This is a genomic window from Rhizobium giardinii bv. giardinii H152 (assembly GCF_000379605.1).
Classification (GTDB): Bacteria; Pseudomonadota; Alphaproteobacteria; order Rhizobiales; family Rhizobiaceae; genus Pararhizobium; species Pararhizobium giardinii.
This window is the reverse complement of the sequence record NZ_KB902691.1, coordinates 337,227-354,192: the sequence shown is the minus strand read 5'-3', so window position 1 is coordinate 354,192 and position 16,966 is coordinate 337,227. Positions and strand designations below refer to the sequence as shown.

General features: G+C 62.2%; 16 protein-coding genes. 10 read left to right on the top strand and 6 right to left on the bottom strand.

Annotated elements, in window-relative coordinates; all coding sequences use genetic code 11:
- Window positions 1-100: 100 nt before the first annotated feature.
- Window positions 101-577, top strand: a complete 477-nt coding sequence (locus tag A3AY_RS0123290; protein WP_026203741.1) for a GNAT family N-acetyltransferase — start codon at window positions 101-103, stop codon at window positions 575-577.
- Window positions 578-877: 300 nt separating this feature from the next.
- On the opposite strand, the gene A3AY_RS0123285 is transcribed toward A3AY_RS0123290, so the two are convergent.
- On the bottom strand, window positions 878-4,108 hold the full coding sequence (locus A3AY_RS0123285; RefSeq protein ID WP_018328097.1) for an efflux RND transporter permease subunit: 3,231 nt from the start codon (window positions 4,106-4,108) through the stop codon (window positions 878-880).
- A gap of 38 nt (window positions 4,109-4,146) precedes the next feature.
- Entirely contained in the window at window positions 4,147-5,367 is a 1,221-nt protein-coding gene (locus A3AY_RS0123280) for an efflux RND transporter periplasmic adaptor subunit (RefSeq protein WP_018328096.1), read from the bottom strand.
- Window positions 5,368-5,551: 184 nt separating this feature from the next.
- Between A3AY_RS0123280 and A3AY_RS0123275 the strand changes: the two genes are divergently transcribed.
- A complete protein-coding gene (locus A3AY_RS0123275; protein ID WP_018328095.1) occupies window positions 5,552-6,151 on the top strand; it encodes a TetR/AcrR family transcriptional regulator in 600 nt (199 codons plus the stop codon).
- Window positions 6,152-6,201: 50 nt separating this feature from the next.
- Here A3AY_RS0123275 and hutC read toward each other — a convergent pair whose 3' ends face one another.
- Complete coding sequence (gene hutC / locus A3AY_RS0123270; RefSeq protein ID WP_018328094.1) at window positions 6,202-6,969, bottom strand: histidine utilization repressor; 768 nt, start codon at window positions 6,967-6,969, stop codon at window positions 6,202-6,204.
- Between the two features lie 181 nt (window positions 6,970-7,150).
- Between hutC and A3AY_RS0123265 the strand changes: the two genes are divergently transcribed.
- The 6 genes from A3AY_RS0123265 to solA all read left to right on the top strand — a co-directional run bounded on the left by A3AY_RS0123265 (window position 7,151) and on the right by solA (window position 13,055).
- Complete coding sequence (locus tag A3AY_RS0123265) at window positions 7,151-7,990, top strand: transporter substrate-binding domain-containing protein (RefSeq protein WP_018328093.1); 840 nt, start codon at window positions 7,151-7,153, stop codon at window positions 7,988-7,990.
- Between the two features lie 142 nt (window positions 7,991-8,132).
- Window positions 8,133-8,855, top strand: coding sequence for an ABC transporter permease (locus tag A3AY_RS0123260; protein ID WP_018328092.1), 723 nt, complete (start codon window positions 8,133-8,135; stop codon window positions 8,853-8,855).
- 18 nt (window positions 8,856-8,873) lie between these two features.
- Window positions 8,874-9,584 (top strand): ABC transporter permease, encoded by a 711-nt coding sequence (locus A3AY_RS0123255; protein ID WP_018328091.1) that lies wholly within the window; start codon window positions 8,874-8,876, stop codon window positions 9,582-9,584.
- A 32-nt stretch (window positions 9,585-9,616) separates the two neighbouring features.
- Window positions 9,617-10,387 carry an ABC transporter ATP-binding protein gene (locus A3AY_RS0123250; RefSeq protein ID WP_018328090.1) on the top strand — a complete coding sequence of 257 codons (771 nt, stop codon included), beginning with the start codon at window positions 9,617-9,619 and terminating at the stop codon, window positions 10,385-10,387.
- 2 nt (window positions 10,388-10,389) lie between these two features.
- Window positions 10,390-11,883, top strand: a complete 1,494-nt coding sequence (locus A3AY_RS0123245; protein ID WP_018328089.1) for an HAL/PAL/TAL family ammonia-lyase — start codon at window positions 10,390-10,392, stop codon at window positions 11,881-11,883.
- A gap of 20 nt (window positions 11,884-11,903) precedes the next feature.
- Window positions 11,904-13,055 (top strand): N-methyl-L-tryptophan oxidase, encoded by a 1,152-nt coding sequence (solA, locus tag A3AY_RS0123240; protein ID WP_018328088.1) that lies wholly within the window; start codon window positions 11,904-11,906, stop codon window positions 13,053-13,055.
- A gap of 42 nt (window positions 13,056-13,097) precedes the next feature.
- On the opposite strand, the gene A3AY_RS0123235 is transcribed toward solA, so the two are convergent.
- Complete coding sequence (locus A3AY_RS0123235; RefSeq protein ID WP_234913065.1) at window positions 13,098-13,697, bottom strand: HutD/Ves family protein; 600 nt, start codon at window positions 13,695-13,697, stop codon at window positions 13,098-13,100.
- A gap of 57 nt (window positions 13,698-13,754) precedes the next feature.
- Between A3AY_RS0123235 and A3AY_RS0123230 the strand changes: the two genes are divergently transcribed.
- Both A3AY_RS0123230 and A3AY_RS35885 read left to right on the top strand, forming a co-directional pair.
- Window positions 13,755-14,012, top strand: coding sequence for a type II toxin-antitoxin system Phd/YefM family antitoxin (locus tag A3AY_RS0123230; protein WP_018328086.1), 258 nt, complete (start codon window positions 13,755-13,757; stop codon window positions 14,010-14,012).
- On the top strand, window positions 14,009-14,239 hold the full coding sequence (locus tag A3AY_RS35885; RefSeq protein ID WP_018328085.1) for a hypothetical protein: 231 nt from the start codon (window positions 14,009-14,011) through the stop codon (window positions 14,237-14,239). The genes A3AY_RS0123230 and A3AY_RS35885 overlap by 4 nt, the downstream gene beginning before the upstream one ends.
- Before the next feature lie 155 nt (window positions 14,240-14,394).
- Here A3AY_RS35885 and hutU read toward each other — a convergent pair whose 3' ends face one another.
- On the bottom strand, window positions 14,395-16,068 hold the full coding sequence (gene hutU / locus A3AY_RS0123220) for a urocanate hydratase (protein WP_018328084.1): 1,674 nt from the start codon (window positions 16,066-16,068) through the stop codon (window positions 14,395-14,397).
- Window positions 16,065-16,883 carry an N-formylglutamate deformylase gene (gene hutG / locus A3AY_RS0123215; RefSeq protein ID WP_018328083.1) on the bottom strand — a complete coding sequence of 273 codons (819 nt, stop codon included), beginning with the start codon at window positions 16,881-16,883 and terminating at the stop codon, window positions 16,065-16,067. The genes hutU and hutG overlap by 4 nt, the downstream gene beginning before the upstream one ends.
- Window positions 16,884-16,966: the final 83 nt, after the last annotated feature.

Below are 16,966 nucleotides of genomic sequence, written 5' to 3'. Positions count from 1 at the left end.
TTTGACTTAATGCAGCCCTTGATCATCGGAAGCAATGGATGGCTTGGCGCCATCGAACAGCCAGGCACGGTCACCTGACTGCCAACCGCACGGGTTCGACATGGATTATCTGGTCAATCTTTCACTGGTTAAACCTGTTCCCGCTCTCGACGCGCGAATGGAAAAAGCCGGTGTCATGATCCGGCGGGCGCTTGCACCGGAGCTTGAGCTCGTGACTGGCTGGGTGCGGGAAAAGTTCGGCTCCAGCTGGGCGAGCGAGACTACGGTCGCTTTCGCCAGGCAGCCGCCGACCTGCTTTCTCGCAATGCGGGCGGAAAAACTCATCGGCTTTGCCTGCCACGAATCGATCGCCCGCGGCTTCTTCGGGCCGACTGGCGTTGAAGAGTCGGCTCGCGGCGAGGGCATCGGCCATGCGCTGCTGCTCGCCTGTTTGCTGGATTTGAAGACCATGGGCTACGGCTACGCCATCATCGGCGATGTCGGCCCATCGGCGTTCTACGAGCGCACTGTGGGTGCCACCCCGATCCCCCATTCGGCCCCCGGCGTCTATGCCGGGCTGCTCAAAAGCGCCGACTGACCCCTTTCTCCGGAGCAGAGATGATGGCGATTGCGACCAAGGCCAATTGCCAGTTTGGAGACGGTCTGGGTGCCGGAGAGTAGGAGGAGAGCCCGGTCTATACGCTCCGCCTCACCCACGAGACCGACCAGCCGCTTGAAAATTTGACGCTGTGCGTTTCCGGTCCGGCGCGTGTCGGCTTCGGTGGTGGCGTGGCTGCTCCGCCCGGGCGGCGCCTGCTGCTCGGCTCGCTGCGAAAAAAAAACGTCGCCGTACTGGTGACGGCGCCGTTTTTCATGATGGTGGTGTCCTTGTCGCGGCTTATTCCGCGGCTTCCAACCCAGGCAGGACGGGTTGCGTGTGCAACGGCGTCACGGTGGCCGTTTCGGCGGGCGCTACGTGCGCGCCGGTTATCTTCAGTGGCCTGTTGCCGGTAAGTGCGCGGACCACGACGTAGAAGACCGGCGTCAGGAACAGGCCGAACAGCGTCACCCCGATCATGCCGGAGAACACCGCGACCCCCATGGCGTGGCGCATTTCCGCACCCGCGCCGGTCGAGGTCACCAGCGGTACAACGCCCATGATGAAGGCCATCGACGTCATCAGGATCGGGCGCAGGCGAAGACGGCTCGCCTTGATCACCGCATCGAAGGGCTTGGCTCCCTCGAACTCCAGTTCACGCGCGAATTCGACGATCAGGATGGCATTCTTCGCCGATAGCCCGACCAGCACGATCAGTCCGATCTGCGTGAAGACGTTGTTGTCGCCCGCCGTCAGCCAGACCCCGGCGAGTGCCGCCAGAAGCGCCATCGGAATGATCATGATGATCGACAGCGGTAGCGACAGGCTTTCATATTGCGCAGCCAGCACCAGGAAGACGAGCAGGATCGACAACGGGAAGATCAGCACGCCGGTATTGCCGGCAATGATCTCCTGATAGGTCAGTTCCGTCCATTCGAAGCTGACGCCGGCCGGCAGGGTTTCCGCCGCGATACGTTCGACGGCGGCGCGCGCCTGGCCGGAGGAATAGCCGGGAGCCGTGTTGCCGTTGACATCGGCCGAGAGGAAGCCGTTGTAGCGCATGGCCCGCTCCGGCCCGGCAGTGGAGCTGACGTTCAGCACGGCCGACAGCGGGATCATCTCGCCGGAATTCGAGCGAACCTGCAGCTTGCCGATGTCTTCGGCCTGGGCGCGGTAGGCGGCATCGGCCTGGACGCGGACGGAATAGGTCCGGCCGAACTTGTTGAAGTCGTTGACGTAGACCGAGCCGAGATAGATCTGCAGCGTGTTGAAGATCTCCGTCAGCGGCACGTTAAGCTGCCGTGCCTTGGCGCGATCGACATCGGCATAGAGCTGTGGAACGTTGACCTGATAGCTCGAGAACATGCCAACCAGTTCGGGCGCGGTATGGGCCTTGGCCATGAAGCCCTTTACGGCTGCATCAAGAGCCTCGTAGCCGAGACCAGCCTTGTCTTCCAATTGCAGCTTGAAGCCGCCGATGGCGCCGAGACCCTGCACGGGCGGCGGCGGGAAGATGGCGCTGAAGGAGTCCTGGATTGCGGAGAGCTCCTGGTTCAATCGCCCGGCAATTGCGCCAGCCGAAAGATCCGGTGTCGTGCGCTCCTCGAAGGGTTTCAACGACAGGAAGACGATGCCGGCATTGGAGGAGTTGGTGAAGCCGTTGATCGACAGGCCAGGGAAGGCGATGGCGTCTTCGACGCCCGGCACCTTGAGTGCGATGTCGCTGATGCGGCGGATAACCTCTTCCGTCCGGTCAAGCGAAGCGCCGTCCGGCAGCTGCGTGAAGCCGACGAGATACTGCTTGTCCTGCGGCGGCACGAAGCCGCCCGGCACCGCCTTGAAGAAGAACGCTGTGGCGCCGATGAGCAGCAGATAGACACCCATCATCAGCGTCTTGCGCGAGATCACGCCCTTGACGCCGGCGCTATAGCCATTCGCTCCACGCGTGAAGACGGTATTGAAGCCGCGGAAGAACCAGCCGAACAGGAAATCCATGATCCGGGTCAGACGATCCTTTGGCGCATTATGGCCACGCAAGAGCAGGGCGGCCAGGGCAGGCGACAGGGTGAGCGAGTTGAAGGCCGAGATGACGGTCGAAATGGCGATCGTCAGGGCGAACTGCTTGTAGAACTGGCCGGTGAGGCCGGAGATGAAGGCCAGCGGCACGAAGACGGCGACCAGCACCAGCGCGATCGCGATGATCGGGCCTGAGACTTCGGCCATCGCCCGATAGGTCGCCTCGCGTGGGGCAAGGCCGTTTTCGATGTTGCGCTCGACGTTTTCAACGACAACGATCGCGTCATCGACGACGATGCCGATGGCAAGCACCAGTCCGAACAGGCTGAGCGCGTTAATCGAAAACCCGAACATCTGCATGATAGCGAAGGTGCCGACGATCGATACGGGAACGGCGATCAGCGGGATGATCGAGGCGCGCCATGTCTGCAGGAAGATGATGACGACGATGACGACGAGGGCGATGGCTTCGAGCAGCGTGTGGATGACGGCCTCTATCGAGGCGCGCACGAACTGCGTCGTGTCGTAGACGATCTCGTAGTCGACATCCTGCGGCATCGTTGCCTTGACTTCCTTCATCACGGCGCGGACCTTGTCGGCGATCTCGATCGCGTTCGATCCGGGAGCCTGGAAGACGGGGACGGCAACAGCCTGCTTGTTGTTGAGCAGCGAGCGCAGCGAATATTCGGCCGAACCAAGCTCGATGCGGGCAACATCGCGCAGTCGCGTGATCGCGCCGGTCGGGCTCGTCTTGATGATGATTTCGCCGAACTCTTCCTCGCTCTGCAAGCGCCCTTGCGCGTTTACGGAAAGCTGCAGGTCGACGCCCTCGAGATTGGGCGAAGAGCCGATGACGCCGGCAGCCGCCTGGATGTTCTGGGCGCGGATTTCGTTGACGACGTCCGATGCGGACAAGCCCAGCTCCGCCATCTTCTGCGGGTCGAGCCAGATGCGCATCGAATAGTCGCCTGAGCCGAACAGTTGCACCTGTCCGACACCGTCGATGCGGGCGAGCCTGTCCTTGACGTTGATCAGCGCGTAATTGCGCAGATAAGTCATGTCGTAGCGGCCCTCGGGCGAGGTCAGGTGAACGACCATCATCAGGTCGGGAGAGCTCTTGACGGTGGTGACGCCGAGGCGGCGCACCTCTTCCGGCAAGCGTGGCTCAGCCTGGCTGACGCGGTTCTGAACGAGCTGCTGCGCCTGGTCCGGATCGGTGCCGAGCTTGAAGGTGACGGTGAGCGTCATCAGGCCGTCGGTCGTCGCCTGGCTGCTCATATAGAGCATGTCCTGGACGCCGTTGATCGATTCCTCCAGCGGCGTCGCCACCGTTTCGGCGATCACCTTGGGGTTGGCGCCCGGATAGTTGGCGCGCACCACGACGGACGGCGGCACGACATCCGGATATTCCGAGATCGGCAGGATCGTCATGGCGATCAGGCCGCCGAGGAAGATGAGGAAAGACAGAACGCCCGCGAAAACCGGGCGATCGATGAAGAATCTGGAAATATTCATGGCGCGATCGCCCTTGTTCTCAAGTGCCGGTTTACGGCTTATTGCGCGATGGAGGCTTGCAGCGCCGGGTCCGTGCTGGCGTTCATCGAGACCATTTCTGGTGCGACGAGCGAGCCGGGGCGGATGCGCTGCAGACCGTTGACGACGATGCGTTCCTGGGCCTTCAGACCCGATGTCACCACCCGCAGGCCATCGGATTTCGCGCCGACCGTGATTTCGCGATATTCGGTGGTGTTGTCGGGCTTGACGACGATCACGTATTTCTTGTTCTGGTCGGTGCCGATCGCCCGTTCATGAACCAGCACGGCGTCTTCCGTCTTCGACTGGCCCATGCTCAGCCGCGCGAATTGACCCGGCATCAGGGCGCCGTTAGCATTGTCGAACACTGCACGCACCCGGATGGTGCCGCTTTGCGGATCGACGCTGTTGTCGACGAGCTGGAGCTTGCCCTTGATATCCGGGTGGCCGGCGACATCCATGCGCACCGGAACGCGATCGAGGAAGTTGCGGGCATTCACGCCCTCCGGCAATTCTGCCAGGATGCCGGAGACGATCTGTTCATCCGCTTCGAAGCTTGCATAGATCGGGCTTAGCGATACCAGCCGGGTAAGGATCGGCGAAGACGGACCGGCGGCGATGAGGTTGCCAGCGGTGATCTCGATCTTGCCGACGCGGCCGGTGATCGGAGCGCGGATTTCAGTATAGCTCAGATTGAGCTCGGCCGACTGCAGCACGGCGCGCGCGGCTTCCAGGTCAGCCTCGGCACTTGCCTCGCCGTTCAGGCGCTGATCGTAGTCGCTTTGCGATACGGCGTTGGAGGCAAGCAGTTGCTTGCCGCGCTTCAGTTCGGTGCGGGCCAGGGAGGCCCGGGCCTCGGCTGCGGTCACGCTTGCCTTGGCGCGGGCCACTTCTGCCTGATAGGGAGCCGGGTCGATGGTGACGAGCAGGTCGCCCTTCTCGACGATCGCGCCTTCCTGGAAATGAACGGACTGGATCGCGCCGGCGACGCGTGAACGCAGTTCGACATGATCGATCGCCTCCAGACGGCCGGAGAATTCACTCCACTGCGTCACGGGCTTTGCCTCAACGACGGCGACCGAGACGGGAACGGCAACGGGCGCGGCGGCCGTGGCATCGGCTGCATTGCCGGTGCCGGACGGGCTGCCCTGGATTTCGAAGACGATCGTCGGTGCAATGGTTGCCACGGCAAGAATGAGCCCGGTGGCGAGAAGCTTGTTTCTGAAAGTTCCGAAAGACATGGCGTTATCCTGAATTTCTGGCCTCGGGGGAGGGATGTGCCGGTCATCTTTCGTGGGAGGCGAGAGATTTGGGCGAGGGTTGCATTGACGTTCAATACCGATCGGTATAAAAATAAGTTCCTGAACCGATCACTGTCAATGGAATTATACCGATCGGTATAAAAAAATTCGGGAGGTCCGGCCCATGGGACGGCCAAGAGAGTTTGATGTCGACGAGGCCCTTGAAACGGCCATGGAACTATTCTGGCGAAAGGGCTACGAAGGCACCTCTCTGACCGATCTGACCGAGGGAATGGGTATCACCAAGCCCAGCCTCTATGGCGTCTTTGGCAACAAGGAGGCTCTCTTCCTGAAGGCGCTCGAGCGCTACGAGCGCACCAAGATGAGCTTCTTTCATGAGGCTCTCAAAGAACCTAAAGCCCGTGTTACCGCCGAGAAGATTCTGCGCGGCTTTGCCGATGCGCAGACGGCTGATAAGGACCCGAGCGGATGCATGGGCATCAACAGTGCGCTCGCCTGCAGCGAGGCTGCCGCTGACATCCAGAAATGTCTGATTGAAAACCGCCACCGCGACGAACACGAATTGGGCAAGCGGTTCGAGCGCGCGGCGCAGGAGGGCGATCTGCCGCCCGGCCATGAACCCTTTGATCTTGCCCGCTATATCATGACGATTTCGCAAGGGACGGCCATTCAGGCGGCGTCCGGTGCGGATCGGGCGGCCCTTTATCGCGTCATCGACATGGCACTGCAATTCTGGCCGGAACCGGCTGCTGAAGGCAGCTGATTATCGGGCCCCATGTTCCATATACAATATAGCAGGTGTCTTGGCGATAATCAGTCGTCCGCCATTTTTCCGCTGCGTGATTCCAGCCGATAGCGGTTGCCGGGATAGACGAGACGGGCAAAGGAGACGACGCGCTTGGACGACCATGTGCGCCTGCGGATGAGCAGGCAGGGCTCGGTGCGCAGGATTACGAGGAGCTTACATTCCCAAGGTTGCGGCATGGCCGCTTCGACGATGTGTTCGGAGCCGCTCAACGGAGCCTCGGCAGTCAGGTAGGCGTTCGGCGTCTGTTTGGTGAAGTCCTGGTTAAGGTATCCGGGGGCTGCCTCCGGATTGACGAAACGGTCCTCAATCTGCACCGGAACGCCGTTTTCGCTGTGCACGATCAACGAGTGAAAAACCGGGGCGCCGATCGGCAGGCCGAGCGCATCGGCGACATCGGGTGCTGCCGTCTCCTGCGCCAAAACGATCACGGAAGCCTGGTGCACATGGCCTCGCTCGTCGATCTCCTCGGCAATGTTGCGGACTTCGAAGAGTTCTGAATAGCCCTTGCGCTCGGCAACAAAAGAGCCGACGCCCTGGATACGCACCAGTTCGCCCTCGCTTGCCAGTTCGCGCAGCGCCCGGTTGGCGGTCATCTTGCTGACGCCCAGTTCGGCGACCAGTTCATTCTCCGAAGGGACTCGGTGCTTGGGTGGCCATTCACCGCTCTGGATGCGGTCGAGGATCATCTGCTTGACGCCGGCGTAAAGCGGTGCGCCGTCATTGTCGCTGTTGTCCCACTTCAGTTGAGCGTTCTGGTCGATGCTGCGTTTCATATGCTCATTCCTTGGGCGAAATTAATTTTGCATCCAAATGCGGGCCTCCCTCTTGCATACCACAAAAATTCGCATATGGTACCATATACAACATGGATGTTCAGGGGCATTTTTGAAGCCGGCTCATAAGACGGCGGAGATCGGCGGACGTTGTGAAGATAAACCTCAGAGGAACCTGAACATGAACCTATCCAAATTTCTGATGGCCGGTGCCGTCGCATTCGCAACCCTTGCTGCTCCGATGGCTCAAGCCAAGGACTGGAAGACGGTCACCATCACGCTCGAAGGCGCCTATGCGCCCTGGAACCTGACCAATCCCGACGGTACGCTCGGTGGTTTCGAGCCGGAGCTTGCCAAATATCTCTGCGACCACATGAAGGTCGAGTGCAATCTCGTCGCCTCCGATTGGGACGGCATGATCCCGGCGCTCAATGCCGGCAAGTTCGACGTGATCATGGATGCGCTGTCGATCACCGAAGAGCGCAAGAAGATCATCGACTTCACCATTCCTTATGCTCATACCCACGCCGCTTTCGCGACGCTGAAGGATGGCCCGCTGGCAAACGCTGCCGGCACCGGCTCGGTCGTCAAGCTTGATCCAGGCGCAACCGGCGTCAAGGAAATCGATGCGATGAAGGCAGCCTTCGCCGGCAAGACGATCGGCATCCAGGCCGCCACCGTCTACTCCAAGTTCATCTATGACAACTTCGGCGATATCGCCACCGTGCGTGAATACAAGACCGGCGCCGAGCGCGACCTCGATCTTGAAACCGGCCGTATCGATCTCGTCTTCGACGATGCCGTCTACCTGATCTCGGCTTTCGAGAAGGCCAATGGCACGCTCGCCTTCACCGGCCCTGAAATCGGCGGCACGATCTTCGGCAGCGGTGAAGGCCTCGGCATTCGCCAGGCCGATACGGATCTGCGCGACATGTTCAACAAGGCTATCGAGGCAGCACTTGCCGACGGCACGATCAAGACCTTGTCGATGAAGTGGTTCAAAACCGACGTTACTCCCTGATCTCAACTCTGCCCGCCGCTTGCCATTCGCCCCCGGTGGGCACACTTTGCTGCGGCAGGCCGCCCACCCTCAGGTGCGGCCTTCCATATCCATCTGACGATCGGGAAGCCGGCCATGCCGGAAACGACGGGACGCCTGCGGCATGGCACTATTTCAATTGATCGGATTTGGCCCCACCGGCTGGGGCGGACTGCTTCTCCTGGCAGCGTTGATGACGCTTTGCGTTACCGCCGTTGCGCTGTTGATCGGCGCTATCCTCGGCTCGCTGGTCGCCTGGGCGAAGCTGTCGGGCAGCAGGATACTGCGCACGCTTGGCGGCACCTACACCACCGTCTTTCGCGGCGTTCCCGAACTGCTGATCATCTATCTCGTCTATTTCGGCGGATCGAGCGCGGTCACCGCGATCGGTACGGCGATGGGCTACGAGGGCTTTCTCGGCCTTCCGTCCTTCGCGGCCGGTGCGCTTGCGGTCGGCATCATCTCCGGTGCCTACCAGGCCGAGGTTTTTCGCGGTGCCTATCTCGCCATCCCGAAGGGTGAGCTTGAGGCGGCGCAGGCGATCGGCATGAACCGCAGCTTGCGCTTCCGCCGCATCATCGGCCCGCAGGTTTTCCGGTTTGCCATTCCGGGCATAGGCAATGTCTGGCAGCTCAGTCTCAAGGACTCGGCGCTCGTGTCCGTAACCGGGCTTGCCGACCTGATGCGGACCAGCCAGGTCGCGGCCGGTTCGACGCGGCAGCACTTCCTGTTCTTCATCGTCGGCGGCTGTCTCTATCTGATCCTCACCAGCTTCTCGGATCGCCTTTTCACCAGCGCCGAAAAGCGCGCCAATCGCAGCATGCCGACCAGCCTCGGCCAGGCCTGATCCCCAAGGAGCCGCGCGATGGATATCACCTTCATGTTCGAGACGATGAAAACGCTGCTGGCGGCTCTGCCGATGACGCTGGCGCTGTTTTCCCTCTCGGTTTTCTTCGGCGGCTTGCTGGCGCTCCTCATTGTCTGGATGCGGGTGAGCGGCAATACCACCGCCCGCAATTTCGCCAAGGGCTATATCTTCGTCTTCCGCGGTTCGCCGCTGTTGATCCAGATGTTCCTGATTTTCTACGGCCTCGGGCAGTTCGGCTTCATTCGCTACAGCTTCCTCTGGCCGGCTCTGCGCGAACCGTTCGTCTGCGCCGTGCTGTCGCTGGCGCTTTGCACGGCGGGCTACACGGCGGAAATCTTTCGCTTCGGCCTGCGCGCCATCCCGGCCAAGGAAATCGAGGCGGCCCGGTCGGTCGGCATGTCCGGCTTCCTGCTGACCCGCCGCATCCTGGCGCCGGTCGCCTTCCGCCATGCGCTGCCGGCCTATTCGACCGAAGTGGTGATGATGGTGAAGTCAACGGCGCTCGCCAGCCTCGTCACGGTCTGGGAGGTCACGGGCGTTGCCCAGCGGCTGATCTCGCAGACCTACCGGACGATGGAAGTCTTCCTCTGCGCCGCCGCCATCTATCTCATCCTGAACTTCCTGATCCTGCAGGCCATGGCGCTGCTCGAATACAAGCTGACCCCGCACCGCCGCGCGGCTCCCCTGTTTCCGGTGCCGCAGCGATGACCCCGACGACCCTCAACCAGACTGGAACGACCATGGCAGGCACGACCCGGCTTTCCGTCCGCAACATCCGCAAGAGCTTCGGCACGCATGAGGTGCTGCGCGGGATCTCGCTCGATGCCCGCGACGGCGACGTCATTTCGCTTCTCGGCGCCAGCGGCTCGGGCAAGTCCACCTTCCTGCGCTGTATCAATCTTTTGGAAATTGCCGATCACGGCGAGATTTCCGTCGATGGCGAACTGATCCAGATGGAGCAGCGCGGTGGCAAGAACGTTCCGGCCAACCGGCGCCAGGTGGACCGCATCCGCTCCGAGCTCGGCATGGTGTTCCAGTCGTTCAATCTCTGGTCCCACATGACGATCCTCGAAAATGTCATCGAGGGGCCGGTGCACGTCTTGAGGCGTCCGCGCGCCGAATGCATCGCGGAGGCCGAAGTGCTTCTGGAAAAGGTCGGTATTGCCGAGAAGCGCAATGCCTATCCGGCGCATCTGTCGGGCGGCCAGCAGCAACGCGCCGCGATCGCCCGCTCGCTGGCAATGAAGCCAAAGGTCATGCTGTTCGACGAGCCGACGTCGGCGCTCGATCCGGAACTGGTGGGCGAGGTGCTGCGCGTCATGCGCTCGCTTGCCGAAGAGGGGATGACCATGCTGGTCGTCACCCATGAGATGAGCTTTGCCCGCAATGTCTCCAACCGGGTGATCTTCATGAAATCCGGCGAGATTGACAGCGATGGAGCGCCGGACCAACTGTTCGGCTCAGGCGGTTCCCCCAGCTTCCGCCAGTTCATCGGCAATTTTGGAGGCTGATCGTGCAGGATATCGTGCTTGAAACGGCGCTCGACTGGCGCGCCGTGGCGGCGGTTGCCGATGGTGCGGCCCTTTCCCTGTCCGATAGTGCGCGCCAGCGCGTCGAGACCGCCAGCCGCATCGTTGCGGCAATCGTCGAAAGCGGTGCGCGCGCCTATGGCGTCAATACCGGCGTCGGCGCGCTGGCCGATACCGTCGTAGATCGTCCGTCCCAGAGCCGCCTGTCGCGCAACATCATCCTCAGCCACGCCTGCGGTATCGGCCCGCTGCTGGATGCCCGCGCGGTGCGTGCCATCATCGCGGCGCAGATAGCCAATTTTTCGCATGGGCATTCCGGCGTGCGCCCAGTGATCGTCGAGACGCTGCAGGCTTTCCTGCGCGAAGACTGCATTCCCGAAGTGCCCGCGAAAGGTTCCGCCGGCTATCTCTCCCACAATGCTCACATCGCGCTGGTACTGATCGGCGAGGGCAGGGCGCGGTTGAAGGGGAGACCGACAAGTGGCGCCGAGGCCCTGAAAACCCTCGGCATCGAGCCGCTGGTGCTGCAGGCCAAGGAAGGTCTGAGCCTCGTCAACGGCACTGCCTGTTCGACGGGCCTCGGCTCGTTGGCTCTGGCGCGCGCCGAGCGCTTCCTTGAATGGGCCGATGCCATCGCGGCACTGACCATCGAGGCGCTCGGATGTCAGGCGGCGGCCTTCGACGGGCCGGTGCTGGCGCTTCGCAAGTCGAAGGGCATCGCGAAGGTCGGCAGGGTGCTGCGCGAACGCCTGGCTGGCAGCGGCCTGATCGAGGCTGCCAAGGGGGCGCGCACGCAGGATGCCTTGAGCCTTCGCTCCGTCCCGCATGCGCACGGCGCCGGCTGGGATGTGTTCGATTTTGTCGGTTCGATCGTCGATCAGGAACTTGCGTCCGTAACCGATAATCCCGCCGTATCCGGCACGCCGGAAGCTCCGCTTGTTTCTTCCGAAGCACATGCCGTCGCACCCGGCCTCGGGCAGGCGCTCGATAGCCTGTCGGTCGCGGTCTCCCAGATCTCGGCGATGAGCGAGCGGCGGATCGACCGGCTGGTCAATCCGCTGGTAAGCGGCCTGCCGGCCTTCCTGGCGACCGATCCGGGCGCCGGGTCCGGCTTCATGATCGCGCAATATACGGCCGCGGCACTTGCTGCGGAAAACCGGCGGCTCGGTGCGCCGGCGAGCCTCGACGGAGGCGTCACCTCGGCGCTGCAGGAGGATTTTCTCGCGCATCCGACGGCTGCGGCCAACAAGCTGCTGGCAGTCATTGACAATGCCGAGCAGATTCTCGGCATCGAATTTGCCGCCGCCGCGCAGGCCCAGGATTTCAAGGTTGCGGTCGCGCCTCGAGCCAAGGGAACCGACGCGCTCTATCGTCATATCCGCGCTGTTCTGCCAACCTATGCCGATGATCGGCCACTCGGCTGGGATCTGGAAAAGGCGCGCGATCTCCTGCGCCGGACGCCTCCTCCCGGCATCTGAATCTCCTGAAAGGAACTGCCATGGCCGCCCATTTCGACGTTGCCGTTGTCGGCCTTGGCGCCATGGGCAGTGCGGCTGTTGCGCATCTGGCCTTCCGCGGCGTGAAGGTGATCGGCATCGACGCCTATTATCCGGCGCATGCCTTGAGTTCGTCCCATGGCGACAGCCGCCTGATCCGGCTCGGCTATTTCGAGGACCCTTCCTATGTGCCACTGCTGCTGCGCGCCTATGTCAACTGGCGGGCGCTCGAGGCGCGGCTGCGCGAGGATATCCTGACGATCACCGGCGTGCTGCAGATCGGCAAGCCGGACAGCAAGATCGTCAGCGGCACAAGGGAATCCTGCAATGTTCACGATCTGCCGCTCGAAACCCTCGGCCCCGACGAGATGCGCCGGCGTTTTCCGGTATTTTCGCTGGATGAAGACGAGGTGGCGCTGCTTGATCCCCAGGGTGGATATCTCCGTCCCAAAGCCGCCGTCATGGGCTATCTGAAGCTCGCCGCCGCCGATGGCGCCGCGCTGCATTTCGGGGAAAAGGTTACGGCAATCGAACCGGGGGACAACGGCGTGACCGTCGTCTCCGCCACGGGACGTTACACGGCCGCCAAGGTCATCGTCGCCACCGGCTCTTGGATCGGCGAACTGGTGCCGGCGCTGCGCGACCATGCCGTACCGATCAAGCAGGTCGTTGCCTGGTACCAGCCGACAGATGGTTTCGTCACCCAGCCGCAGCGCATGCCGGTATTCATCCGCGACGAGGGTGACAATGGCTCGTTCTTCGGTTTCCCGGCGATCGGCGTCGATGGCGTCAAGGTTGGCCGCCATGCGCATTTTCGCGAGCCGATCGATCCGAACCAGCCCAACCCGGCCGTCAACGAGCGCGATACTAACCTGCTCGACAGTTTCATCCGTCACCGGCTACCGGCCGCGGCCGGCCTGCGCGTCCGCTCCACCACTTGCCGCTACACGATGCTGCCGAGCGAGGATTTCCTGCTCGATCTCCTACCGGGCGACAGGCGCATCGTCGTCGCGTCCCCCTGTTCGGGCCACGGCTTCAAGTTCACCAGCGTCGTCGGAGAGATCCTCGCCGACCTGGCGCTCGATGGCGGCACGGACCTGCCGATCGACGCCTTCTCCTTCGAGGCGATGGAACGGTTTTCAAGGCCGGCGTAGGGCAAGTCCACCAAGCACTCGCCGGGGCGGGTGTGTAGAGCCTCAGACGGGCGAAATGTGGATCAGATAGGCCTCCGTCGGCATGTCGGAGGTAATCAGCACGACGCCTTGCAGGATGGCACAGTCCAGCCGGGCAAGCTCAACTGCGTGATCTCCGGAATCGATCCGTACATTGCCGAGCGACAGAAGCATGGTGACGCCGCCCTCGGCGTCCAGATGATGCTGCCCTTCGACAATCCGCTTTTCAACCTGATGGACCCACTGCCCGCGCCGGGTCATGACGTTCAGATCGACGATTGCGCCTGATACCAGCCGTGCCGAGGTCGCAGCGTCGGCCGGAAAGGCAAGCGGCTTGGATGCCTGCGTCAGCACGACGGGCGAGCGGCCTGCAATATCCAGTTCTATGCCATCGCCCTGAAGGATCGACAGGGTCCGGTCTATGCCCGGAAAAACCGAAAACGGCCCGTCGCTGCCGACAGTCGCCATGCTGACGCGCCAGCCGAAAGTGGCGAGATCGGCCTCCGGCGGGAATACGGCGATCTCCACGGTCTCGCCTGCGCCGTTTTTCCACGGCATACGGCGGTAAGTGTCTGCCTTTAATACCATCAGACGGTTGTGATTGGGCTGTTGCGCGATGGACATTGTAAACCTCTATGGAGTGGACTGAGTTCAGTGGACTAAGTCCACAGGAGGACGATGATGGAAACCGTCAATATACACGAAGCAAAGACACATCTCTCGCGCCTGATGGAAAGGGTGGCCAAGGGCGAATCCTTCATCATTGCCAAGGCCGGCAAACCGATCGGAAAGCTTGTGCCGCTCGATGAAGCGGAAACGCCGAAAAAACGCCGTATCGGGTTTATGAAGGGCGAAATTGTTGTCCCGGAAGATTTCGATACGATGATGGCGGATGAGATCGAGGAAATGTTTTACGGCGGCAGCCTGTTTCCCAAATGAGATTTCTCCTCGACACTCACATCCTGATCTGGGCGGCCGGCGATATTGCGCTTTTGCCCAAGATCATCAGACCTCTTATCGAGGAGACCGGCAACGAACTCCTCTTCAGCCCGGCCAGCATCTGGGAAACTGCAATAAAGCACGGGACCGGCCGCGGCGGCTTTCACGCCGACCCTTTCGTGCTGCGCTACCGTCTCCTGGAAAACGGATATGTCGAACTTCCGTAACAGCGAACATGCCATTGCGATTGCGCGTCTGCCCCTCTTTCACAACGACCCCTTCGATCGGATCCTGATTGCTCAGGCCATTATCGAGGGGGTCCCGCTTATCACTGTTGATCAGGCCGTCCTTCCCGGACTTCCGAAACACCCATGGGGAGAGATCAGTTCCCGAGAATTCCCGGCAGCCGCAGGCCCTTGTCCTTGGCGCAGTCGAGGGCGATCTCGTAGCCGGCGTCGGCGTGGCGCATGACGCCGGTCGCCGGGTCGTTCCAGAGAACGCGTTCGATGCGCCGCGCGGCATCGTCCGAGCCGTCGCAGCAGATGACGACGCCCGAGTGCTGCGAGAAGCCCATGCCGACACCGCCGCCGTGATGCAGCGATACCCAGGTGGCGCCGGATGCGGTGTTGAGGAGCGCGTTCAAGAGCGGCCAGTCGGACACGGCGTCGGAGCCGTCCTTCATCGCTTCCGTCTCGCGGTTCGGCGAGGCGACGGAGCCACTGTCCAGATGGTCGCGGCCGATGACGACCGGCGCGCTCAGTTCGCCGTTCTTGACCATCTCGTTGAAGGCGAGGCCGAGGCGATGACGGTCGCCAAGGCCGACCCAGCAGATGCGCGCCGGCAGGCCCTGGAAAGCAATGCGCTCGGCGGCCATGTCGAGCCAGTTGTGCAGGTGCTTGTTGTCGGGCAGCAGTTCCTTGACCTTGGCGTCGGTCTTGCGGATGTCCTCCGGATCACCCGACAGGGCAGCCCAGCGGAATGGACCGATGCCGCGGCAGAACAGCGGACGGATATAGGCCGGGACGAAGCCCGGGAAGGCGAAGGCGTTTTCCAGGCCCTCTTCCTTGGCGACCTGGCGGATGTTGTTGCCGTAGTCGAAGGTCGGGATGCCCATGTCCTGAAAGGCGATCATCGCCTCGACATGTTCGCGCATCGAGGCGCGGGCAGCCCTTTCGACGGCTTTCGGGTCGCTTTGGCGCTTTGCCTTCCACTCAGCCATGGTCCAGCCCTTCGGCAGGTAACCGTTGATCGGGTCGTGGGCCGAGGTCTGGTCCGTGACCATGTCGGGGCGGATGCCGCGACGGACCATTTCCGGCAGGATTTCGGCGCAGTTGCCGAGCAGGCCGACGGACTTGGCTTCACCGGCAGCGGTCCAGCGCTTGATCATGTCCATGGCTTCGTCAAGCGTTTCGGCTCTTGCGTCGACATAACGGGTGCGCAGGCGGAAATCGATCGAGTCCGGATTGCATTCGACCGCAAGGCAGCAGGCGCCGGCCATGACGGCGGCCAGCGGCTGGGCGCCGCCCATGCCGCCGAGACCGCCGGTCAGGACCCACTTGCCCTTGAGGTCGCCGTTGTAATGCTGGCGGCCGGCTTCGACGAAGGTTTCGTAGGTGCCCTGCACGATGCCCTGCGAACCGATGTAGATCCACGAACCGGCGGTCATCTGGCCGTACATGGCGAGACCCTTTTTATCCAGTTCGTTGAAATGGTCCCAGGTCGCCCAATGCGGCACGAGGTTGGAGTTGGCGATCAGCACGCGCGGCGCATCCTTGTGGGTGCGGAAGACGCCGACCGGCTTGCCGGATTGCACCATCAGCGTTTCGTCTTCATTGAGGTCGCGCAAGGTTTCGACGATCTTGTCGAAGTCGGCCCAGGTGCGGGCGGCCCGGCCAATGCCGCCGTAGACGACCAGTTCGTGCGGGTTCTCGGCCACTTCCGGATCGAGATTGTTCATCAGCATGCGAAGCGGCGCTTCGGTCATCCAGGATTTCGCGGTCAGTTCGGTGCCGCGGGCTGCGCGGACGTCGCGGATGTTGTGACGAGGATTGGTCATTTGGTTCCCCTTTTGGTGTGTGCCAGTGTCAGCGCCGTCGTTTCGATGCGCGTGAGAATGTCTTTGAGATGAATGCGAAGCTTGGTCGCCTTGGCTTCGTCATACGCGAAGGGCGGCGTTTCCGTGGTCAGGTGCGTGGATTGCGCCAGTTCCATCTGGATCGCGTGGACTCCGGTTTCCGGCCGGCCATAGTGGCGCGTCGTCCAGCCACCCTTGAAGCGGCCGTTGAGGATGCTGGTGTAGCCTTGCGCATTGAGGACGACATCGACGGCTGCATCCTGGATGGCTGGATCGCAGGTCTTGCCGCTGTCGGTACCGATGTTGAAATCGGGAAGCGTGCCTTCGAACAGGAACGGAATATCCGAGCGGATCGAATGGCAATCATAGAGCACGGCGATGCCATGGATTGCCTTGACCCGTTCGATCTCGGCCGCAAGTGCGGCGTGATAGGGTGCGTGAAAGTCGGCAAGCCGCGCGGCGATGTCGGCTTCGGTCGGCTCTTCGCCGTCTCTCCAGATCGAAACTCCGTCGAAATCAGTGCCGGGAACGAGACCAGTCGTGTTCTGGCCGGGATAGAGGCTGACACCCTCCGGATCGCGATTGGCGTCGATGACGTAGCGATGAAAGGTGGCGCGCACCGTCGTCACCTGCGGCAGCAGGCCGTCATAGAGGCGATGGATGTGCCAGTCGGTGTCGGCGAGGATGCGGCCATTATCGTTCAGCCGCTCCCAGATCGCCGGCGGAACGTCGATGCCGGTGTGCGGGAAGCCGAGAATGACGGGCGACGTGCCCTGTTTGACTTCGAAGACGGTCATAAAAACCCCTCCCCAACCCCTCCCCACAGGGGGGAGGGGTTAACCCGTGGCATCGCCGAAGACGAACCGATTGGCATCACTGG